Source organism: Chryseobacterium sp. ERMR1:04 (assembly GCF_001297705.1).
Taxonomy (GTDB): domain Bacteria; phylum Bacteroidota; class Bacteroidia; order Flavobacteriales; family Weeksellaceae; genus Chryseobacterium.
The window spans coordinates 498,126-520,242 of the sequence record NZ_LIRF01000005.1 but is presented as its reverse complement, the minus strand read 5'-3'; the positions used below and the strand labels follow the sequence as shown (position 1 = coordinate 520,242).

Sequence of the window (22,117 nt, the reverse complement as noted above, 5' to 3'; positions counted from 1 at the left end):
AATTATTAAAAAATACTTAGGAATTTAGATGCTGTTCAATCAGTAAATACCTGATTAATTAACTTTTATAAATTTTCACTTTCAACATCTACATGATGAACCTCAATCAACTAAAACTAACGCGAGCGGTAAGTATACTCCTCTTTGGAATGTTAATTTTTACAATCTCTTGTAAAAAAAACGAAAAACTAGAACCATCTGAATTAACCATCTCCCAGCTCAAAAGCTGGTATGATCAGCAATCTAAAGGTCAAAATGCAAACAGTAATATATTTACTGCATATATACCCGACTGGGGAACTGCTCAAACATCCTCGGTGGATGGTTACAATGTTACGGAGATCAGCTTCAGCAACCCAACTAAAGTCGTTATTGCCAATGGAGCACAGACAGATGCTGAAAAAGACAAAATTTTAGCCAAAACAAATATCAAATTAATACTTTTTAATTTATCAGGAAGCAAAACAGTTACTGGAGCCTACATGATGCTAAAAAGTGACAATCCGCAAAAGATAAGTGAAGTGCACTACAAAGATTTTGGATCTTTTACGGGGATGCTTTCATATTACAATTTTTCAGGCAAGTTTGAAAATGGATATACTATAAGCTCTGGCAAGATCGTCAAAAGCTTAACAAAATCTGCCCTTAGCCAAAATCAATTATTACAATTGAAAGAGTCAAGACGTTCACTTGGTACAGGTTCTGAAGACAAGCTCATGCTTTATAATACTAATGACGACTGCGACATACAGACATATGATGTTTATTATGAAAGTTGTGCAAGTATTCAAGGCATGCCTGAACTTGGAACCACATGTACATGGATATATTCTTATTCGCTAGATGTAATTAATTGTGTACCAGGAAGTGCCGGACCTGGTGGTGGTGGCGTATTTGATGGAGGTTACACAGGTATTGGAGGTGGCGGTAGTGGCGGCACAACTCCACCAGCTGATACAGAGGCTAACAAGCACACTGACTGTGAAACCTTCACCTTTGTAAAAACTACTACAGCTAATTGGCAGGAGGCTGGTGTAAATAATATTAAACTTAAATGGGTTTGGACGAATCTTGATGGATCCTCAAGTACTGAATTAGATGTACCTATGAGCCATGTTGTTATTGGATTCCCTACCTACTATACTAATGTTTTTGACAACACAACACACGATTTAACTCCTGGTCTAGCAGCAAATAGGGCAGCTCTAGCTGTACAGTTAGCAAGAGAATTAACTTATAAAAAATTTGCACATGACGCTTTTCCAATGGAGGCCTCAGTGCGGACATTTTTTATCAATACTTTAAATGCAACAGTAGCTGCAAATCAGGGAACAGCTGGTTTTAATGGAACAAATAGTCCAAACATTATTTTTAATGATGAAAAAAGAAGCTATATTACCAATCCTTTAGACTGCGATTAATAAAAATGAGATATTATTTATTTATATTTTTAAATTATTTTAGCTTCGTAGCAATCGCTCAAAGCGCACCAAAAAAAATGGAACTATCTAAATTATTTATTAATAATAAAGAAGCTATTGGCTTTATTGAATCTCATTTTAAAAAAGTTGCACCATTGACTATTATAGAAAGGATAAATCATCCTATGGATCATTTACTTTTCAACATGGTCAAAAAGAATTCTGAGGAACAGTTTACTTTTTTTGGCAAACCTATTGATTTCATTTACGCATTTTATGATGACAAGATTAAAGATGAATTTGCTATTTATTTGATGCTTTATTTAAAACATGAAGATCTACTAATGTTATCAAAAGAATGGGGATTCCCAAAAAATGTGTCCAAAGAAGATTTCCTCGGAAGGGACTACACTTCACTATTTTGGGGAAATGCTTCTGCAGAAATTGTTGTGGGCCGTTCTTTTGTTTATGAATATGGATCAGACCACTATAGGGTTCAGCTAAGTAATATAGAACTTTCGAGGTTATATGGGATTAAATAGTTATCTCATTTTTTAATAAGACCTTGTTAACAAATAGTAAATTCACGATAGATTTCATTTACGCTTTTTATGATGACAAGGTTAAAGATGAATATGCTATTTATTTGATGCTTTATTTAAAACATGAAGATCTATTAATGTTATCAAAAGCATGGAGGCTACCAAAAAATGTGTCTAAAGAAGGTTTCCTCGACGGGGACTACACTTCAATATTTTGGGAGACGCTTCCGCAGACATTGTTGTGGACCGTTCTTTGTTTATGAATATGGATCAGACCACTATAGGATTCAGCTAAGCAATATAGAGCTTTCGATGTTATACCGCATTAAGTCGTTTACTTCACCTTATATATAAAATCTCCGCTTATGATTCGTTATTAAACCAAGTACTAATGACGAATCATTTGCCGATAAACAATTTTTAAGGCATGGAAAGCCTCAAAATGGTAGCTTTGATAAGGAAGTCTATTATTGTGTTAAAATAAATCCTATGCAAAAGCAAATAATAACACTTATTTTTTTCAACGATTACAATTTCTTTATTAGGCTGTCTAGTACAACAAAATGGCAGTTATACTCAAACTATATTAAAAACTAAAAGTGATAAAGTAGTAGTCATCGGAACGGTTTACGATACAGATAAAAATAATAGAACATTACCAGGCTCAGCAATAAAATCTACTGACACCACATTTTTAACAAGCACAGATAAGAATGGTAAATATCATATTGAGTTATCACCTGGTAAACATATTCTTCGTGCAACATACATTGGGTATCAACTTAATTCCACTAAGGCTATCGACCTTGTCCAGGGTGATTCTATCATTCTAGATTTTGTCTTAAAAGATGCTAAACAGCATACAACCAATTAATTCATTTGTGCTAGTGCATTTTGCATTACATATTAGATTCAATTAGAAGCTTCATCTGCTTCAATCTAATAAGCAATGGCAGATTAATTTTCGTATCAGGATTAGCTTTAAGCGGAGAGAAATGGTTATCTAGAAATTTCTCGTAGTCATTAACCCTTGTAGCATTGTTCAGCATTATTGGCATCTCTGGTCGACGTGCCTCTTCAAACCAAATCTCAAGTTCTGATATTGTCATATCACAAAGATATTAAAGTTCTGGAATTACTAAATTCCTCTCTCCTGTTTACACCATTATATATATTGAAGGAAATTTAATATAAAATATTCTTTTAAATAGTCTCGTGTTCTTGTTTATCTGCCGTTTGATAATACACCTTGATATCTCCCTCTTCTTGATTCTAAACCTCTAAGTCTTTCCTCATTTGCAGCCATTCACAGCTAATTAAAGCCACAAACTGCCAAATTAAATCGCGAACATTCATCGCCTATTACATTTACGAACCGTAAATAACAATAAAATGGAAAACATTACACACGATGATCTTCGCCAGCTAAGAATGCTACTTTTAAATGACATCGAAAAACTTATAGACAAAAAAATAAAACATAAGCCAAATATAGAACAGCAAGAGTGGCTTAGAAGTAAATCAATCAGAGAAATAATGAATATCTCGCCTGCGACACTTCAAAACATCCGAATTACAGGGAAGATACGTTTCAGAAAGGTTATGGGTTCATACTATTACAGTAGAACAGATTTATTAAAACTATTTGGAGATGGAAACAAGTAGTGCTGATCATTGGTTAACCTTTTTAAAGAAGGCAAGCAAGGATGCTAGGCTGAATGTCTGGCATCTATCACTATTGTTATCCCTCGTTCAACTTGCATATCTTCAAAAGGAAAACAAAATAGTACATGTAAGCCGAAGTAAATTAATTGAATTATCACACATATACACCCTCACAACCTATCATCGATATTTTAAACAACTTCAGGATTTGGGCTATATAAAATATAGCCCATCATATCACCCAGGATACCGCAGCACTGTAGAGTTCCTAAATATTTAAAATCCATATATTCCGAAGTGCTTTTTTCGGTTTATTGATTTATCGATTGTTGAGAATGATTATTTCTCTGCTCATGTCCTTCAAATAGGCGCTCTCTCAATTGTGTCATTTCCTTGTTAATTGATTCCTGCTCCGTAATTGCATATTCCTCCGTCTGCTTGATCGAATGATGCCCCAACATTTCCTTAACCACATGCAGGCTGACGCCGTTATTAAGCGTAATAGTACTAGCAAATGTACGCCTGGCCTTATGAGTGTTAAGAGTACTGTAAACTTTACTTAACTCTGCCACTTCGCTAAGGTATGCATTCATTTTCTGGTTCGATCTCACCGGCAGAACCGATCCTCGTTCTATACAGACAGGATGATTCTTGTACTTTTCCATAATCTCGATAGCTTTTGGCAGCAGTGGTATATCCGTGTTAGATTTTGTTTTTTGCCTCCGGCTCATAATCCATAACTTCCCGTCAACTCCTTGCTTAATATCTTCATTTTTTAATTGAAAAACATCGATGTATGCAAGCCCAGTGTAACATTGGAAAATAAATATATCTCTTATCGTAGCTAGTCTTTCGCTTGTAAAGTGCTTATTTTCGATCAAGTCCAATTCTACTCTAGTTAATGGATACTTTTTGATCTTAATCTTTTTGCCCTTAAATAGGGCAAAAGGATCTTTAGGTATAATTTCCTTAGCAACTGCTCTCAGTACGATTTTTTTAAAATTAGATATATATTTTAAAGTAGTATTATGTGAACAGTTTCTCACTGTCTTTAAATAAAATTCATAGTCGGTCACAAATTCATAGTTGAGCTCCCTAAATTCAAGATCATCCTTCTTATATTTATAAAGTATAAACTCCTGTACGTGGGAGCGAGCTGTCACATATCGAGTGTGAGTTCCTTTTGCAAATTCTTTCTTCTCTACCAATTCATGCATTTCATCATTATGCGCCTGAAACTCCTCAAGCACTTTGGATTTCGAAACTGTTTTTCCTTTCACAAAATCCAAAATTTCATCGGTCGTAATGGTTTTTCCTGCATTGATTAAGTCCGTTTTAAATTGACTAATCTTCGTTATTAATGCTTCAAGGAAGAAGTTAAGTGTACGAGCATCTTCTTTGGTACCTATGGCTCGGCCAGCATCCTGATCCCATCTTCGTGCGTCCCAATTTCGCTTTGTTGAAGTTTCTTTAGGAATTCCATCAACTGTAACTCTCAGATAGATATATCTGGAAGTTGTACTTTTCTTTTTAGGGCTTTTCAAAAAGAAATTTAGCCCATAGCTTTTTTCTAACATAATTCAACATTTTTTAGGTTAATAAATGTAGAACTAAAACATTCTTGAAGCAAGTCGTAGCAGTATGCTACAAGTTGATTTACAGTAAGTTAAATGATTTCTCGTGGCATTTTTATTGAAAAAAAAAAGTGCCACGATTCTGCCATATAAATTATGAGTCTTTTTGAAAATTTAGACTATTTCATGGATAAAAGAAAAGCCTGCAATTTTTAAAAATTGCAGGCTTTATTAGCTTTTCCACGCTTGAAGAGATTCTTCTTTCGTATTGTTGCGGAGAGAGAGGGATTCGAACCCCCGGACCTGTTACAGTCAATAGTTTTCAAGACTATCGCAATCGACCACTCTGCCATCTCTCCTTAAACTCCGATTGTATCGTTGTTTTCAGTGGTGCAAAGATATAAACTTTTTTGATTCCAGCAAAACATTTTGCATTTTTTTTGTAAAATATTTTTAGCTGCTGGGTGTATAAAATATTAAAGCCCCAAAAAGGGGCTTTAATTGTATCGATATATTAATTGAAAATTAAGCTAAAGTTACATTTACTGCATTTAGTCCTTTTTCACCTTTTTGTACATCAAAAACCACTTTGTCATTCTCACGAATTGTTCTTGTCTTTAATCCTGAAGAATGTACAAAAATGTCTTGTCCTCCGTCAGCTGGAGAGATAAATCCGAAACCTTTTGTTTCGTTAAAAAATTTTACTGTGCCTTGTTGCATTGTATTTGTATTAAAAATTGTTGTTTTATTATTTTACAAGTTCTATGTTGATTGCAGAAAATCCTTTTGGAGATCTTTCTTTTTCAAATGAAACTTTATTTCCTTTTTTTACTTGATGTATACAGTTGTTACTGTGGAAAAATACATTCTCTTTACTATTGTCTTCGGTAATAAATCCGTAACCTTTTTCACTGAAAAAAGTAACAATACCTGATTTTCTTAACTCTTCTACAGGAATAGGAGCTGCACCCAACTGAATATCTTCAGGATTGATCTCCAATCTGTCTTCAGGAGGAGTGGTAGTTAACCTACCGTATGCATCTACATAAGTTAGCATATCGTCAAGACCTTTACCTTTATTATTATTAGTTTTACGGTCTTCGCGTCTTAATGCTTTTTCTTTTTGTTTTTGAATTTTTTTCTTGAAATTTTCCTTTTTAGAGAAAGAATCTGCCATAAATTATTTAATATTTTAATTACTGTACTGAAATGTTTGTTTACCTTGCTTAGTTACTACCGGCAATGTAAAACCTGTCTGCTTTTGGATATTTAAATCCACCCGTTCATTTTCTTCAAATGAGCTTGTTTTTCCTTTCACACCTACTTTTTCGGATACTATAATCTCTACAGGATTATTTAGTATTGTTGCTGCGAAAGTTCGGATACTTTCTGATATTGTTGCTGAAAACAATAAGGTCTGTCTTTTTTGTGAAATCAGTTTAATTACTTTTTTCACATCATTTACAAAACCCATTTCAAGCAACTTGTCAGTATCATCCAAAATCAAAATTTCAATTTTGGAAAGATCAATATGTCTTTGACTCGTTAACTCTAATAATCTTCCTGGAGTTGCAACGAGAACATCTACTGTTTTTCTTAAAGCTGCTAATTGCCCTCCCAAAGATACACCTTCATAAATAGAAAGCTGAGATAATGGAAGATATTTGCTATATACTTTAAGATTTTCTTCAATTTCCGTTACCAACTCGCGAGTCGACGTTAATATCAAAGTTCGGATTTCTTTATGTTCCGGAGCTCTTTTTTTTAATAACTGAAGAACAGGCATTGCAAAAGCTGCAGTTTTACCCGTCCCTGTTGGTGAACAGCCCATGATATCTTTCCCCTTCAAAATATTCGGAATAGCACTACTTTGTATTTCTGTAGGCTGCGAATATCCTTTTTCTGTAACAGCACGAATTATCGGATTTATTAAATTTAAATTTTTAAAATTCATTCATGGGGTTTTGCCGGATCTCCCGACGTTATATAATATCAAATTTTTTATCAGAAATTCAAAGTTATCATCTTTTCTTGAGAATACTATGAAAGAGAATAATCTACTCTTTTTACTTTATTCATCTATTTTTTTCACGATCATCAATTATTAATTGAATCTTGTAATGTCGTTCTATGTCCTTATCATTGGACACATTCACAAATGCGTAACTTTTCAATCAACGAATTTGTTTGGTAATAATTTTTAAGAAGGATAAAGCTTTAGAAGGAATGTTTCCTAATTGTTTTCGGTAGTCTGAAAATTCAGCTTGCTAGTATTCAATTTCATTCATAAAAGAATTCATTGATAAAAACCGGCGGCTGAAAGAGCAAAAACTGAAAGAAGAAAATTGTTAGTTCTAATCTGTAACAGAAAGCAAAGGCAAAAGCCTAATTATTAATTATGGTACAAATATACAACAAATAAACTGAATAACCCTTATTTTAATTAATTGATTATCAAAAATATATTAAATCTCTTTACTTTTCTCTCAGTTTTTTGACTTATTTACGAAAACTTCATCCAATCGCTGTTATCATTACTCTCTTCTACTCTATTTAGATTTTGATGATGATTCATTGAGCTTAGAAGGGTAACAATATCCTGTCTCATAACTTCTATCGCACTATCTGTAAGATTCTGGCTAAATCCTGAATTATTTAACTCTAACAAATCATTAACGGTAACGATTCTCGCTAATACTTTCCCCAGATCAATCATTTTTCTTTGAGAAAGTGCCATATTGATATTGAAATCCAACTCTTTAGCATATAATTTAGCTGAATTGCTAGTCAATTCATTAATGGTAAGATACTCAGCAAAGTTTTCAAGCTTTTTCTTTTTCATATCTTTTAGAATTCCTTCTGAAATCTGCGTATAAAGCATTTCATTAGAACCTTCAAAGATCTGGAAAGGACGGCTATCCATAATACCACGTCCACCAATATGCGATGTTCTGTACCCTTTACCACCCGAAAGTTGAACAAGAGTTTGCGAAGATTCCTGCATCATATCTGTTACCAAAGCTTTCATACTATTTGCATGCACTCCACTTCCTGATACATCATGATCAATTCCACTTATTTTACAGCTTTTAGCACACATTGCAGAACAAAGTGTAAAAAACGCCTGCATTCTTGTTAGTTGATATTGTACCTGATCTAAAGCATATAGATTAGAAGCTCCCACTATTCTTTCCTGACAGTGCTTGGTAGCTTCATCCATCATTCTTTTCAGGAATCCCATTCCCATTCCCGGAAATTGTAGTCGACTACGGTGAAGCGTATCGAGCATCATTTTCAGGCCTGTTGTTTCAGGGATTAGTTTATTGTATTCCGGAACTTTGATATCGATTTTATTTAATCCGTAAGGAATCATATATAATCCCGGATTGTCATAATACTCTAACACCTCAATATTCTGTTCAGGACGATGTGTATTGGCTATAAAGAAATCTACATCTCTGGACAGTTTTCCTTCAGCATTGGCATTTCTTGAAGTAATCAACCAATAGTTAGCTAATCCTGTTAATCCCTGCCAATGTTTTGTTCCTTCTATATGGTATTCATTTTCTTTTAATACATTCTGCGTTTTCATGTTCAATGCATCACTTCCATATTCCGGTTCTGTGATCATTAAACCTCCCATTGACCCATAGTCTAGAAAATTCTTGAAAATATCTGCTTTTACCACATCATTTCCATATTTAGCGACAGGCTCAAGAAAAAGCGCAATATTAATTCCAAAAGTTAAGGACAGCGGAAGAGATTCATAGGAAGCAGCTGATAAAATACCCAAACATTCTTTTACCTTTACTCCTCTACCGCCAAATTCTTTAGGGATGGCAACAGATAAAGGCTTCAAATTCATGATCTCTTTCCAAACATGAGGAGGCAAACCTCTGGAAAGGCTTAGCTTATCAATATCTTCTTTTTGGAAAAGGGTGTGAAGTGAAGTTGTAAAATGGTTAAGAAACTCGGAATACGATGTTTCAGATAAATCAAATGCGGATCCATTCATAATTAGAATTAAAATTTAATGTTGTACGCCATCTATACAACGATATAATAAAGCGAAGCGAATGGCAACAAAAAATTAATAATCAAATCAGCAGCTTCACCTATTTAAATACGGTCCTAAGATACGACTAAATAAATAGCTTATCTGAAATAGTAAATAAATTTTTCGTTAAAAATTTGGGGAAGAGAATGTATAAAAATTCCCCTAAAACAGGGGAATCAAAAATAAATTATAATAAGGCCTAAATTTGAATAAATATGATAAGGAAATGGTGTTGCTTATTAAAATTTTATTTCGGCGCTAAAGGTAGACTAATAAAATGAACCTATACTATATATTATTAAAAAGAAAAAGTTAAGACAAGGCTTAAAAACCTTTTTGTTTATCAGGATTTCGGTAATGAATTGACACTCTTAATTATGGGAACCCGTAAAAAAAATCAACCAAGCATTAATAATTTTGAATTCAGTAAAAATTATTAACCAAAATATCATAATTATGGCTTGGAGCTACAGAAAAAGAATCAAAATAATACCCGGAGTACATTTAAATTTTAGTAAAAGAGGAATATCTACATCTATTGGAGTAAAAGGAGCCAGCATCAATTTCAGTGCATCGGGAACTACAATCAACACCAGTATTCCGGGTTTAGGTTTGTCTAATCGGTACAAATTACCTAATTCTAACAGATCTCCGGTAAATAATAACTTTAATAACAGTCCTTCCCTTTCGGAGAATACTATTTTCAGTGCAGATATTCATGAAATAACGAGTCAGAATATGCAAGGTATCAAAGAATCCATTATTATGGCTCATCAACAAAAGAAAGAGCTTCAGCAGGATCTGCAGAAAATCCATAGAACATTGGCCACTACCAAGATAAAAAAGACGTTAAGCTATGTATTCCTGTATGGTCTTATCAATAAAGATATTCCTAACACTCTAAATATTGATATTAAAGCTCAGCAGGAAGCCATCCATCAAACAAAAATACAAATTGAAAACAGCTGTGTTTCTTTAGATATTGAATTTGACTCTGAAATAAAAAGGAAGTTTGAGAACATGTATGAGTCTTTTAAAAAGCTTACCAGTTCTCATAAAATATGGGATATCACCAGTGCCCACTTTCAGGACAGGGTTGCCATGCGCTCTTCTGCGAGTACACTTGTAAGCAAACGCGAAGTAAAATTTTCACTACAATCCATTCCTTATCTAAAATCAGATTTTCAAGCGATGTATTTTAAAAATGCCAACGGCGCAGATCTCTACTTCTATCCTACCTTTATTGTCATGTATACCAATGAAAATAATTTCGCGATTATTGGTATTGATGAAATAAATTTTCACCAGTCATACGTTCGCTTTACCGAAACAGGAACCGTTCCGCGAGATTCTAAGGTCATTGCCAAAACCTGGGCTAAAGTCAATAAAAACGGAACACCGGACAAAAGATTCAAAGCCAATTATCAGATTCCGATTGTACGCTATGGTAAAATACAGCTCACCACTCAAACAGGAGTAAATGAAGACTATCAGTTCAGTAACTACGAATTAACTGAAGAATTTGGAAGGGCATTTAAAGAATATCAAGCGGAATTTCGATCTAAAGCTTATTAAGAGGCTGTTTAAATTTCTAAATTTGATTTTTTGTATACCATTCAACTCTTTATCTAAATCATATTCTTTAAGGATTTTTTTGATGTAAAATATAATGTACTGATGACCTGTTTTTCTAACGCAAAGCTTTAACTTCATTATGCATATTTTCAGGGAGCAAAGGATAGAATCAACTTCGTTGATTCGTCGAAGCGTATGGATAAGCATAAACCTTCATCAGCGACGGATTCGCATCACTTTGCTTACTTAAAATAAAGCAAAATTATTCATCAACTTTGCGTTATTTTTTTTTAATCAAAAAAATAATTTCAAACATCATCTATTGAGTCTTGTTAATGGAAAACATCTGATAACCAGATAAAAATCTATAGATTTCCTTAAATACGCTGTCTTAAAGCGATACTCAAACTTAATATTCTAAAACCTTAAGTAATCTTACTATTGAAAATCAAAACAGACTCTAAACCTTTACAATTAATTATTTCATCCATCGGTTTCAGTAATCAATACCATCGAAACAAAACGTTTTACAGATTAAAAAAAATTAAGGAAATTTGTTGTTCTCAATAATTTCAAACACATAAAAACATCAACAATGCATACTCAACCGGTAATTGCCCTACTTTCTCTGGGAGACATGGGAACCCAAATAGCAAAAGCGCTTATAAAGAAGAATTTTAAAGTAATTACCGCCGGAGAAGGAAGATCTCAGAAAACGCTTCAAAACATTCAGGATGCTGGAATTGAAGATGCAGGTTCCCTTCAAAATACGGTTGAACAAGCTGATGTTATCCTTTCTCTTACAAGTCCCGAAGGAAGTCTGAAACTTGCTGAGAATATTGTTTCATGTTTAAAAAACACTTCCAACCGTCCGCTATATGTTGATTTAAATTCTAATACGCCTGCAATGGCTTTATCTATTGAAGCATTGCTTTTATCCATCAATATCCAATTTGTGAATGGTGCAGTCATGGGAGCTTCCAAAGATATTCCTGAAAATGGGGTTTTAGTGATTAGCGGAATTCATAGAAATCTTTTCTTAGAGCTTTTTGGAAAAGTTTTTAAAATAAAAGATGCAGGTGAAAAAACAGAAGCTGCATCAGCTTATAAACTCCTTTTTTCGATGGTAAATAAAGGAATCAATGCGTTGTTTTTTGAAACTATGACCGCTGCTGCCCATTTCGGTATTCTTGATGAACTGAATGAAAGTCTTCAGGATTTCCTTCCTGGAACCTATCAGGATCTTATAAAAACTACGCCTACTTATCCACAACATATTTTCAGACGAATTGATGAGATGAAAGGACTGACTGAAATGCTGGAAAGTGAAAATCTACCCAACGTTATCGCTTCAGGAACCGCTGAAACATTTGAAAGAGTCTATCAATCAAATATTTTTGAAAATGAAACCCCAAAAGAGGTTATAGAAACGTTTAGGAATTTCAACAAACTAAAATAACACTTTATTAAACAACCAATTACATAGTTACAAATAAATAAAACAGGATATCACGATCCTGTTTTATTGTATATTTTCACAAAGCAAAGTGATTACTTACTCTGCGTTAAGATATCCTTTTATTGTTTTCAAAACTCCAAAATTATCATTAGAACACGCTTCAAAACTGGCCACTGCTTTTACAGAAGGATGTGCATTTTTCATCGCATATGAATAACGTGCTTTTTTAAGCATCTCAATATCATTCATATAATCTCCAAAAACCATCGTTTGTTCAGGAGTAATATTCAATACTTTCTGAAGTTGCTCCAAGGCATTTCCTTTGTTGATATTTTTATTCATAATATCCAACCAATATTGGCCTGATACTACGACTTCAAGATTATATTTTTCAAATTGCTTTAAAAAAGGATATAAATGCTCTTCAGAACCTTCAGGATGATAAACGGCAATTTTAAAAATACTGTCGTCCAGCGCCTGCGTTAGGTCTTCTACCCTTTCATTCCCTGTGTAAAACTGTGAAATGTAATCTATAAAACCTTGATTATCGGTTTCGTAATATGCTTTTTTCTTCCCTGACAATACAGCTGTTGCACCAGGGATCTGACGAATCGTTTGGATGATTTCAGCAACATATTCCGGTCCTAACTTATCTGCAAAGAGTTCCTGATTTTTGTAGATCATATAGCCTCCATTTTCTGCAATAAAAGCCATTTCGTTCTCGATGTCTCCAAAATATTTGGTAATCCCCAACATCTGTCTTCCACTGGCAGGAACAAATAAAATATTTCTTTTTTTCAGTTCTTCATAAATTTCAGGAAATTCCGGACTTACTTCGTGCGAAGAGTTCAGAAAAGTTCCATCCATATCGGTTACAATTAATTTAATATCTTTCATAATGCTATCTATCCGGAGATTTCAGGTATAAAACTACTGAATTCATTTTTAAATTTTTAATTTCTAAGCTCTTTTAATCTTTTTTTAAGATAAAGTTTAAACTGTGGTAACACTTAATTTATATTCATAAACTTATAATCTATTCCATAAAATAATTAAACTCTTTTCTATATTGTGACGGGCTTTTCTGAATATATTCTTTAAATGTTTTATTAAAATAACTAAAATTATTAAAACCCGATTCAAAACAAACTTCAGTGATACTCATTGGTTTTTCCGCCAGCAGCTTTAATGAATGCGTAATCCGATATTCATTCACAAACTGAGTAAAGGTTTTATTGGTGATCTTTTTAAAATAACGGCAGAAAGACGGGACTTTCATATTCGCCAATTCAGAAATTTCGTCCAACGTAATCTGTTCCTTAAAATGATCTTTCACATAATTGAAAATAAGATTGATCCTGTCGTTATCTTCAACCTGCGTTTGCAAGTAATATTTTCCGGCATTTAAAATTCTATAATCCTGCGTAGAAGCCAATGCATCTAATATTTCTATAAACTTCACAAGCCTTTCCAAAGAGGAAGATTCGTGCATTTCGCCAATCTTTTTCCCAATGGTTTTCTTTACATTCTCCGCAAATACAATTCCGGCTTTTGACCTTTCCAATAAATGAGCAATCCTATGCATTTCAGGCAATTCCCAAATAGGCTCCCCAAGAAAATCAGGTTTAAACTGAATTACCATTTCGTACTCATTATTGGTATTTTCATTGGTCATTCCACAGTGCGGCAAATTGCTTCCCATCAACACAAGATCTCCATCCGAAAAATAGGAAATATTACTCCCGATTTGCCTTTTCCCCGAACCTCCGCAAACAAAAATTAATTCCACCTCAGGATGATAATGCCATACATGAGATTTGATATTTTCATTTCGAAAAAACTTCAGACTTGTGAAACTGCTTCCAATATTGGGCTTTACAGCCTCAAAGGCAGGATGTGAATGTTTCATTTTAAATCATTAATTCATGCACAAAATTAACAATTAATATTAAATAAAAGAATTACAAGGTTAATATAGAACATAAATATGAAAATTGTATTGTAGATTAAGCGAATTACCTGTTATACATTTGCAGTACAAAACTTATCATTATGAACACATTCTTAAAATCTGCTTTTCTTGTAGGGTCTCTATTTATCTCAGCAAGTGTGATGAGTAAAGACAAAGATTTTTCTCTTTCTTTTAAAACAGCAAGAGCAAAAACGATTAGTTTTGAAGTACTGAATGGTCAAAATACCTCTTTGGTCCTTTATAATGATGCCTACGGAGAATTATTTTCAGAGAATTTACAATCAGAAAGTAACACAACAAAAACTTACGATCTAAAAGATCTGAATTCAGGAACCTACTATTTGGTGGCAGAATCTGATCAGAAAATCGAAAAATATAAAATAAACATTAGCAATAACAATACGCTAGAGATTGAAAAAATACCATTCTCAGAAATCAATAAACCGGAATATACCATTTCAGAAAATAAGGTGAAACTTCATCTTTCAGGTTTGAAAAACAGTGCTACCATTTCTGTGTCTGATTTTTCAGGGAATGTTTATTACAATGCAACCAAGAATGCAACGGATGGAGCGCTTGATATGACCTTCGATCTTAATCCCAAAACGTCTGATAAATACATCATCAGTGTTGAAGAAATGGGAAATGTTTTTAATAAAACAGTTACTCTTAACTAAAAGTAAGAGATTCATATACTTCCATATTTATATTGGAATTAAAATTTTACGTACAATCAATGTTTTGAGGCAGCTTTTCTTTTTTAAATCACGAAGAATGAGTTGCCTCAATTTTTTCTAATAACCGGTTCAATTTTTAAACGTAAAATTTGAAAACACAAGCTTTATCAAATCAACTTGTTGATTCTCCTTTGCTTCACTTACAATATGATATTTATGATATAAAACTTTGCGTCTAAAATATCTCGCTGATTTTGCAGATGACGCTGATTTTTATATTTTACATAGATTACAAGAAACCATCTAATCGATTCCCTTTTCATACCTTCTGATTTATAATACAAAGGCAAATAAAATTTGTTATACAAAACTTGAAGACATCAAGCTTCATCAAATCAACTTGTTGATTCTCCTTTGCTTCACTTACAATATGACACTTATAAACTAAAACTTTGCGTCTAAAATATCTCGCTGATTTTGCAGATGACGCTGATATTTATATTTTATATCGTTTAAAACAAATCACCTAACAATTCCCTTTACATACCTTCTGATTTATAATACAAAGGCAAATAGAATTTGTTATACAAAACTTGAAGACATCAAGCTTCATCAAATCAACTTGTTGATTCTTCTTTGTTCACTTGCGTAATGATATTTATAAAATAAAACTTTGCGTCTAAAATGTCTCGCTGATTTTGCAGATGACGCAGATCTTTATATTTTACATAGATTACAAGAAACCATCTAACGATTCCCTTTTCATACCTTCTGATTTATAATACAAAGGCAAATAAAATTTGTTATACAAAACTTGAAGACATCAAGCTTCATCAAATCAACTTGTTGATTCTCCTTTGCTCACTTACAATATGACACTTATAAACTAAAACTTTGCGTCTAAAATATCTCGCTGATTTTGCAGATGACGCTGATATTTATATTTTATTATTTTTTTCCTAATTATGATGCTTAAGGTCTAGTTTAATCTTTTTCAAATCCTCCAATTCATGTATCGGTCTTTCAATATCATAAGGAATCGGCATTTTTGAAAACGTCTGGAAATACAACAGACAGGCATCTTTCCACCAAACAGCATCCTTAGACTGAATTTTTAGTTTTGACTGAACTTGTTTAAATCGTTCAGCGTCAACATATGGTTCCATTGTATCCCAAATTTTCTGATATTCTCGAACATTTTTAACGCCTGAATCATATTTAAAACATAATTCTTCCCACAACGTTTTTCCGTCTTTCATTTTATAATTCCACGGAACATGATGAAACCAAAGAAGAAGATTTTCCGGACAGGTTTCTATATTTCCGAAAGTCATGTTTAATGGAGAAAAATATTGTGAAACAGCATTGCTTCCTGATTTTGTTCTGTCGAACCCTAGTCCATTTTCATCGGCTTTGTGATAATAAACCGGCATCCAATCTGGTCTTCCTCCGGGAATATTCCCCCAAGGTTCCGGTCCATAATGATGGTCGAATGCAAAAATGTGGTGCAAACCGAGCGGCATCATATAATCTACTGCGGTTTCTCTTGAAGAAAGTATCATTTCTTTGACAGGATTCACGAATTTTTGATCATCCGTAAAAGTCATTTTGATCCATTCATCAGCAATTTGTTCTGAACTTAATTCATGATTCCAAGCCAATCTTCCGAACGCATACCAATTGGCCTGTGCGAAAATATTGCCTGTCCAGTTGGCATCTTCTCCGATATTTGCAACGCCTGCAATCGCTGTTATCTTATTATTCCTTACACTTCCATCTGTAATTTTGGCTACTGTTGAACCTTTTCCATCAGCGTATGTGTCGCTTTCCAGTGTTTCTTTAAACAAAGGCGCCAGAAAAACCAAGTGATTTGAAAACCCTAAATATTCCTGAGTGATCTGAAATTCCGCCATTTCTGAAGTCTTTTTCAATGCGCCAAATAATGGATTAAATGGTTCACGAGGTTGAAAATCAATCGGTCCGTTTTTAATTTGAACAATTACATTATCTCTAAATTTTCCGTCTAAAGGCAGGAACTCCAAATAGGCTTGTTTTGCTCGATCTTCTTTACTCGGACTGTACACAAAAGCCCGCCACATCACAATTCCGCCAAAAGGTTTCAACACATCGGCCATCATATTGGCACCATCGGCATGGGTTCTTCCGTAATCCTGCGGGCCAGGTTGTCCTTCCGAATTGGCTTTCACCAAAAAACCTCCAAAATCAGGAATTAATTTATAGATTTCTGATGTTTTATCTTTCCACCATTTCTGGACATTTTTATTTAAAGGATCTGAGTTTTCCAATCCACCCAACACTTTTGGGGAAGAAAAATTGACTGATAAATACACTTTAATTCCATAAGGTCTAAATAGATCTGCCAACACTTTTACCTTTTGAAGATAATCTGTTCGAAGCATATTTGGAGAAGCATTCACATTATTTAAAACAACAGCATTAATTCCTATCGAAGCATTAGCTCTCGCATATTCTTCGTATCGTGGTGAAATGGTATTCGGTAAACCTTCCCATTTCCACAATGATTTTCCGGCGTACCCTCTTTCAACACTTCCATCCAGATTATCCCAATGATTTAGAATTCGCACATCATAAGATGGTTTTTCGGTTATATTTAAATGATTAACATCAGATTTCGTCTGCTGAAGTCTGAGAATATGATATACTCCGTACAATAAACCGCTGTCTTTTCCCGCAGAAATAATGATTTTATCTGGACTAGATTTAATGGTATAACCGTCTTTCAGATGTTTCAAAGATTTTTCCGTGCGCAATTCTACAGCTTGACCTTGCCAATACGTTGTTAGTTCTTTTTTTGCAATTTCAAGCGTTGGATTTTTACCTTTTGAAATGATTTTATCCGCCGAAATTCCGTTTTTAACATTGGGAAAACGAAGCCATAATTGACTTCCGTCTTCTGCAAAAAAACTTAATGGGAATAAAAGAAAAATGATAATATAAACACGGAAATTTTGCATTGCTGAATGTTTGAAATTGGTTGAATTATTATTGGGGCATCAGGTTTAAGTTTTGGCTAAAGCCAATTTGAATGTCTTAATTTGTTTAAACGGGCTAAAGCCCGTTTCTATTGATATTTACGCCATAGGTTTCACCTAAGGCTATTGATATTGAACCCTTCGGGTTCTATGGAATTGATAATTAGTCCAGTCCTTCAATTGTTTTGAAAGTACCGTCTTCGTTGTATTCCAGTTCTACCACTTTCATGCTTCGAAGCCATGTTTTTCCGCCACTTGGAACAGAATCATGGAAAAATAAATACCATTTTCCTTTAAACTCAACAATACTATGATGGGTTGTCCAGCCTACAACCGGAGTCAGAATTACCCCTTGGTACGTAAATGGGCCATAAGGATTATCTCCAATCGCGTAACACAAAAGATGAGTATTTCCCGTGGAATAAGAGAAGTAATATTTATCATTGTATTTATGCATCCAAGACGCTTCAAAAAATCGATTTTTGTCTCCATGCAATAAAGGATCTCCATTGTTGTCAAGAATCAAAACATCTTTTGGTTCTTCCGCAAATTCCAACATATCATCACTTAATAAAGCGACTTTTGAGGGAATTGCAGGTTCATTATCATTCGGAATTACCGCAGATTCTAATGCTTTGTTATTTCTGTAGCGTTGTAATTGTCCGCCCCAGATTCCACCGAAATACATATAATATTTTCTTCCCTCTTCAAAAATACACGGATCAATGCTGTAGCTCCCCATCATTGGATGTTTTTCAGGAACGAAAGGTCCATAAGGTTTATCACTCACCGCTACTCCCATTCTGAAAATATCATTTTTATCTTTTAAAGGAAAATACAGATAGTATTTCCCGTTTTTAAATGCCACATCACAATCCCATAACTGTCTGCCCGACCAAGGAATATCTTTTACCGAAAGGGCAACACCATGATCTGTGATTTCTCCATTTTCCACATCATCCAAAGAAAAAACATGATAGTCATTCATATCGAAATGATCGCCGTTGTCGTTTTCTTCAATTCCGCTTTCTCTGTCGTGAGATGGATAAATGTAGAGTTTTCCTTCAAAAACGTGAACGGATGGATCTGCCATGAAGTCTTTGGGGAATAGGTATTTTGATTTGCTCATTATTTTAAATTGATATTTTAATGTTTTTTTTTTTAATGTTCGTTTTGCCTTGAAGCAAAAGAACCAAAAATTCAAGACTTGGAACCTTCAGCTAAAAATAAAATTTGCTCTCTAAAAATTCTAAAACTTGCGCGATTTCAATGTTAGTTCTTCGATTCTAAATTTGTCTCGCGCTTCAAACAGTAGAATTTTCTTAACGTTCACAAACTTCATTTTTTTAACGCTTCAGTTTCCTATGTCGCTTTACAATTGCTTCGTTTTATTAATTATTTTACTTCAGCGAGTTTTATAATTTTTTTGACAATAGGTTTTGCCTTGTATTGACGATCAAATAATAGTGGATAATCTGTTCTCCCTTTTATAGGAAAATCATTTTTCCAGGATTGAGCATCTGTTACGCCCCAAAACGTTACTCTTCTGATATCCTTTTTATGTTTTAAAAACAATTGGAAGAAATCTAGATAGCGGTTTTCCCATTTTGCCTGTACATCAGCAGGGAGACCTTTTTTGTAGGGATTCATTTTTTCGTCGTATTCAACTTTATCGGCAATATTTGCAGAAGTTCCCCAAGGTGAAGGGAGTGCACTGATTTCTAGCTCCGTAATATTCACTTTTACGCCACTTTCGGAATAGGCAACAATTGCTTTTTCATATTCATCAATGGAAGGAGAATCCATTCCCACATGCGCCTGCATTCCTACGCCGTCAATTCTGATTCCTTTTGATTTTAAATTCTTAACCAATTGAGTAACTGCTTTTACTTTTTCAGGATGCCATTCATTATAATCATTGTAATACAATTCTGCCTCTGGATCGGCTTCCTGAGCATATTTAAAAGCCAACTGAATAAATTCTTCACCCAAAATTTCGTAAAACTTAGATTTTCGGTAAGAACCATCTTCCATTATGGCTTCATTCACTACATCCCAACCTTTTACTCTTCCTTTGTAGCGGGAAACAATGGTTGTAATGTGGTCTTTCATTCTCTTTTTCAGTACTTCTGGTGTAACATTTTTTCCTTTTTTATCTACGAAAAACCAATTAGGAACCTGAGAATGCCAAATCAACGTATGTCCAATAATGAACATGTTATTTTTTTCTCCAAACTCAACGAATTTATCTGCATCATCAAAGAAGAATTTCCCTTCCTGAGGTTGTAAATACATACTTTTCATGCAATTTTCAGCAACTATCGAACTGAATTGCTTCTTGATAATATCTACTGATTTTTGATCCGTTCCGTGAATCTGTTCCAAATTCATGGCTGTTCCGATATAGAATTTATCCTGAAAAGCTTTTTTTAAAGAAGCGTCAGCCTTTTGAGCATGAAAACTGGAAGCTGCAAACGTTATTAATCCTAATATAAAAATGCGTTTCATTATGTTTATATTTTTTGTTATCAAATCTTATAGGTTTTTAAAACCTATAAGGTTTAAGTTAAATTCTGCTTTATTTAAAAGATTTATTTTCTTCTTTCTGCCAAATCATGTTCAATCTGAACTTCCATTTTTTTATTGATCTTATAAAAGAAAAGCAATCCACATGCAAGGAAAAAAGGAATGGAAGGAAATATACTCACCAACATTTTAGCACCTGCAGCCACTGTTTCAGGCTGAATGACATGCTGATCTCCCTTCGTCGAAATATAACCGTATTTCCCTATAATTAAAGCAACTAATGAGCTTCCGATACTCAACCCTACTTTTAAACCGACCATCATCGCAGAAAAAATAATAGCCGTTGCTCTTCTTTTATTTTTCCATTCTGAATAATCGGCTACATCGGCGATCATTGCCCATAAAATTGGGGTACTGATTCCGTAGAAAAAACCATGTGCAATTTGTGATAAAAACATCATTCCCACCGCTTTTGGAGGATATAAAATAAATACCAAAACGAATAATGTAGAGATAAATAATGATACCATAAACACATCTCTTTTCCCATATTTATCAGCAAATTTTTTAGAAAATGTAATCCCCACAATCATCATAATAATTCCTCCTGCATTAAATAAACCAAATCCTGCAGACTTTACATTTTCACCAAAAAAATTCATTCCAATAGAATCAAAAAACAAAGTAATCGGAGAAATAAAACTCTTCAGGCTCGCTTCATCCACATAATTATTAAAGTAATAAACATACGAACCACCTTTCATTGCCAATGTAATAAATATCAAAGCCGTAACCGTTAACATAATGATCCACGGCTTATTTTTAGATAAATCTTTTAAATCATCTTTTAAGTTTGATTTCTGATCAGCATTTGGAACTACTCTTTCTTTTGTCGTGAAAAAAGTAATCAACAACATCACACTTCCGATAATGGCCAACCAAGTCATCACAACCTCAATTCCTGCTGCTTTATCACCATTTCCAATTGATAAAATAATCGGTAACATAAAAACCTGAACAAAAAACTGTGAAAACATCACCGCTACAAAACGATAAGAAGAAATACTGTTTCTTTCACTCATATCGCCTGTAATAACGCCACTTAATGCTGAATAAGGTAAATTATTTGAAGCATACAAAAGCAATAACACCGAATAGGTAACCGCAGCGTAAATTATTTTCCCTTTATATGAAAAATCGGGTGTACTGAAAGCTAACATAGCCGCCACCCCAAGAGGAACAGCCGTAAATAAGATCCACGGACGGAATTTCCCCCATTTTGTCTGCGTTCGGTCTGCAAGCGCCCCAATTAGTGGATTGAAACCAAAGCCTGCCACCAATCCTACAATCAATGTAATAACCGAAGCATCTTCTGCTTTTAAACCATAAATATCAGTATAAAAATACGCCAGATAAGTAACCAAAGTCTGGAACACAAGGTTGGCAGCAAGATCCCCTAAGCTGTACCCTATTTTTTCGGTGACCGATATTTTTTGAGAATTGTTCATATGTAGTTTTATTTTTTTTTAATTCATTTTAACGCAAGGATCGCAAAGATTTTTTTTCAATTATTGAGAATATTTTTACGTTCGCAAGGGCGTTTCACTCAGCCAAGACAACAAAATTTTGTCGTTA

The 22,117-nt window shown here is 33.8% G+C and carries 18 protein-coding genes and 1 tRNA gene; 7 read left to right on the top strand and 12 right to left on the bottom strand.

All coding sequences use genetic code 11. From position 1 onward, the window contains the following. The first annotated feature begins 92 nt into the window (after nt 1-92). The 4 genes from AMQ68_RS12680 (at nt 93) to AMQ68_RS12660 (ending at nt 3,628) form a co-directional block, all read left to right on the top strand. Nucleotides 93-1,421, top strand: a complete 1,329-nt coding sequence (locus tag AMQ68_RS12680) for a hypothetical protein (RefSeq protein WP_123905692.1) — start codon at nt 93-95, stop codon at nt 1,419-1,421. Between the two features lie 5 nt (nt 1,422-1,426). Then, nucleotides 1,427-1,963: a hypothetical protein gene (locus AMQ68_RS12675; RefSeq protein WP_054510992.1), complete on the top strand. Its 537-nt coding sequence runs from the start codon at nt 1,427-1,429 to the stop codon at nt 1,961-1,963. 526 nt (nt 1,964-2,489) lie between these two features. Continuing rightward, nucleotides 2,490-2,837 (top strand): carboxypeptidase-like regulatory domain-containing protein, encoded by a 348-nt coding sequence (locus tag AMQ68_RS25940; protein WP_082384077.1) that lies wholly within the window; start codon nt 2,490-2,492, stop codon nt 2,835-2,837. Nucleotides 2,838-3,355: 518 nt separating this feature from the next. Further along, entirely contained in the window at nt 3,356-3,628 is a 273-nt protein-coding gene (locus AMQ68_RS12660) for a helix-turn-helix domain-containing protein (RefSeq protein WP_054510989.1), read from the top strand. A 311-nt stretch (nt 3,629-3,939) separates the two neighbouring features. On the opposite strand, the gene AMQ68_RS12650 is transcribed toward AMQ68_RS12660, so the two are convergent. The 6 genes from AMQ68_RS12650 to AMQ68_RS12625 form a co-directional block, all read right to left on the bottom strand. Continuing rightward, nucleotides 3,940-5,205, bottom strand: coding sequence for a site-specific integrase (locus AMQ68_RS12650; RefSeq protein ID WP_054510987.1), 1,266 nt, complete (start codon nt 5,203-5,205; stop codon nt 3,940-3,942). A gap of 271 nt (nt 5,206-5,476) precedes the next feature. Next, nucleotides 5,477-5,561 (bottom strand) — tRNA-Ser (locus tag AMQ68_RS12645). Nucleotides 5,562-5,727: 166 nt separating this feature from the next. After that, nucleotides 5,728-5,922, bottom strand: coding sequence for a cold-shock protein (locus tag AMQ68_RS12640; protein ID WP_054510986.1), 195 nt, complete (start codon nt 5,920-5,922; stop codon nt 5,728-5,730). Nucleotides 5,923-5,950: 28 nt separating this feature from the next. Further along, the gene (locus AMQ68_RS12635) at nt 5,951-6,379 is read right to left on the bottom strand and encodes a cold-shock protein (RefSeq protein ID WP_054510985.1); all 429 of its coding nucleotides are present in this window, start codon (nt 6,377-6,379) and stop codon (nt 5,951-5,953) included. A 15-nt stretch (nt 6,380-6,394) separates the two neighbouring features. Next, nucleotides 6,395-7,156, bottom strand: a complete 762-nt coding sequence (locus AMQ68_RS12630; RefSeq protein ID WP_082384060.1) for a DEAD/DEAH box helicase — start codon at nt 7,154-7,156, stop codon at nt 6,395-6,397. 549 nt (nt 7,157-7,705) lie between these two features. After that, nucleotides 7,706-9,217 (bottom strand): acyl-CoA dehydrogenase family protein, encoded by a 1,512-nt coding sequence (locus tag AMQ68_RS12625; protein ID WP_054510984.1) that lies wholly within the window; start codon nt 9,215-9,217, stop codon nt 7,706-7,708. A 498-nt stretch (nt 9,218-9,715) separates the two neighbouring features. Here AMQ68_RS12625 and AMQ68_RS12620 point away from each other — a divergent pair, with 498 nt between their 5' ends. Next, a complete protein-coding gene (locus AMQ68_RS12620) occupies nt 9,716-10,834 on the top strand; it encodes a DUF4236 domain-containing protein (protein ID WP_054510983.1) in 1,119 nt (372 codons plus the stop codon). A 595-nt stretch (nt 10,835-11,429) separates the two neighbouring features. Continuing rightward, nucleotides 11,430-12,293 carry an NAD(P)-dependent oxidoreductase gene (locus AMQ68_RS12615; RefSeq protein WP_054510982.1) on the top strand — a complete coding sequence of 288 codons (864 nt, stop codon included), beginning with the start codon at nt 11,430-11,432 and terminating at the stop codon, nt 12,291-12,293. 96 nt (nt 12,294-12,389) lie between these two features. Here the strand turns inward: AMQ68_RS12615 and AMQ68_RS12610 are convergent, their stop codons facing one another. Together AMQ68_RS12610 and AMQ68_RS12605 are read right to left on the bottom strand one after the other, a co-directional pair. After that, nucleotides 12,390-13,190, bottom strand: a complete 801-nt coding sequence (locus AMQ68_RS12610) for a Cof-type HAD-IIB family hydrolase (RefSeq protein ID WP_054510981.1) — start codon at nt 13,188-13,190, stop codon at nt 12,390-12,392. A 139-nt stretch (nt 13,191-13,329) separates the two neighbouring features. Beyond that, entirely contained in the window at nt 13,330-14,202 is an 873-nt protein-coding gene (locus AMQ68_RS12605) for an AraC family transcriptional regulator (RefSeq protein ID WP_054510980.1), read from the bottom strand. Between the two features lie 143 nt (nt 14,203-14,345). On the opposite strand from AMQ68_RS12605, the gene AMQ68_RS12600 reads away from it, so the two are divergent. Next, the gene (locus AMQ68_RS12600) at nt 14,346-14,942 is read left to right on the top strand and encodes a hypothetical protein (protein ID WP_054510979.1); all 597 of its coding nucleotides are present in this window, start codon (nt 14,346-14,348) and stop codon (nt 14,940-14,942) included. A 959-nt stretch (nt 14,943-15,901) separates the two neighbouring features. Here AMQ68_RS12600 and AMQ68_RS12595 read toward each other — a convergent pair. From AMQ68_RS12595 to AMQ68_RS12580, 4 genes are all read right to left on the bottom strand, one after another. After that, nucleotides 15,902-17,938, bottom strand: coding sequence for an alpha-glucuronidase (locus AMQ68_RS12595; RefSeq protein WP_054510978.1), 2,037 nt, complete (start codon nt 17,936-17,938; stop codon nt 15,902-15,904). Between the two features lie 181 nt (nt 17,939-18,119). Beyond that, the gene (locus tag AMQ68_RS12590; RefSeq protein ID WP_054510977.1) at nt 18,120-19,085 is read right to left on the bottom strand and encodes a glycoside hydrolase family 43 protein; all 966 of its coding nucleotides are present in this window, start codon (nt 19,083-19,085) and stop codon (nt 18,120-18,122) included. Nucleotides 19,086-19,351: 266 nt separating this feature from the next. After that, nucleotides 19,352-20,464, bottom strand: a complete 1,113-nt coding sequence (locus AMQ68_RS12585; RefSeq protein WP_054510976.1) for an endo-1,4-beta-xylanase — start codon at nt 20,462-20,464, stop codon at nt 19,352-19,354. An 83-nt stretch (nt 20,465-20,547) separates the two neighbouring features. Further along, nucleotides 20,548-21,990 carry an MFS transporter gene (locus tag AMQ68_RS12580; RefSeq protein WP_054510975.1) on the bottom strand — a complete coding sequence of 481 codons (1,443 nt, stop codon included), beginning with the start codon at nt 21,988-21,990 and terminating at the stop codon, nt 20,548-20,550. Nucleotides 21,991-22,117 lie beyond the last annotated feature (127 nt).

What these genes read in the sequence shown, in the direction of transcription:
- AMQ68_RS12675 (WP_054510992.1), top strand. Translation starts at nt 1,427, where the DNA reads ATGAGATATTATTTATTTATATTTTTAAATTATTTTAGCTTCGTAGCA.
- AMQ68_RS12580 (WP_054510975.1), bottom strand. Translation starts at nt 21,990, where the DNA reads ATGAACAATTCTCAAAAAATATCGGTCACCGAAAAAATAGGGTACAGC.
- AMQ68_RS12620 (WP_054510983.1), top strand. Translation starts at nt 9,716, where the DNA reads ATGGCTTGGAGCTACAGAAAAAGAATCAAAATAATACCCGGAGTACAT.
- AMQ68_RS12660 (WP_054510989.1), top strand. Translation starts at nt 3,356, where the DNA reads ATGGAAAACATTACACACGATGATCTTCGCCAGCTAAGAATGCTACTT.
- AMQ68_RS12585 (WP_054510976.1), bottom strand. Translation starts at nt 20,464, where the DNA reads ATGAAACGCATTTTTATATTAGGATTAATAACGTTTGCAGCTTCCAGT.
- AMQ68_RS12680 (WP_123905692.1), top strand. Translation starts at nt 93, where the DNA reads ATGATGAACCTCAATCAACTAAAACTAACGCGAGCGGTAAGTATACTC.
- AMQ68_RS12605 (WP_054510980.1), bottom strand. Translation starts at nt 14,202, where the DNA reads ATGAAACATTCACATCCTGCCTTTGAGGCTGTAAAGCCCAATATTGGA.
- AMQ68_RS12630 (WP_082384060.1), bottom strand. Translation starts at nt 7,156, where the DNA reads ATGAATTTTAAAAATTTAAATTTAATAAATCCGATAATTCGTGCTGTT.
- AMQ68_RS12615 (WP_054510982.1), top strand. Translation starts at nt 11,430, where the DNA reads ATGCATACTCAACCGGTAATTGCCCTACTTTCTCTGGGAGACATGGGA.
- AMQ68_RS12590 (WP_054510977.1), bottom strand. Translation starts at nt 19,085, where the DNA reads ATGAGCAAATCAAAATACCTATTCCCCAAAGACTTCATGGCAGATCCA.
- AMQ68_RS12595 (WP_054510978.1), bottom strand. Translation starts at nt 17,938, where the DNA reads ATGCAAAATTTCCGTGTTTATATTATCATTTTTCTTTTATTCCCATTA.
- AMQ68_RS12635 (WP_054510985.1), bottom strand. Translation starts at nt 6,379, where the DNA reads ATGGCAGATTCTTTCTCTAAAAAGGAAAATTTCAAGAAAAAAATTCAA.
- AMQ68_RS12640 (WP_054510986.1), bottom strand. Translation starts at nt 5,922, where the DNA reads ATGCAACAAGGCACAGTAAAATTTTTTAACGAAACAAAAGGTTTCGGA.
- AMQ68_RS12650 (WP_054510987.1), bottom strand. Translation starts at nt 5,205, where the DNA reads ATGTTAGAAAAAAGCTATGGGCTAAATTTCTTTTTGAAAAGCCCTAAA.
- AMQ68_RS12610 (WP_054510981.1), bottom strand. Translation starts at nt 13,190, where the DNA reads ATGAAAGATATTAAATTAATTGTAACCGATATGGATGGAACTTTTCTG.
- AMQ68_RS12625 (WP_054510984.1), bottom strand. Translation starts at nt 9,217, where the DNA reads ATGAATGGATCCGCATTTGATTTATCTGAAACATCGTATTCCGAGTTT.
- AMQ68_RS12600 (WP_054510979.1), top strand. Translation starts at nt 14,346, where the DNA reads ATGAACACATTCTTAAAATCTGCTTTTCTTGTAGGGTCTCTATTTATC.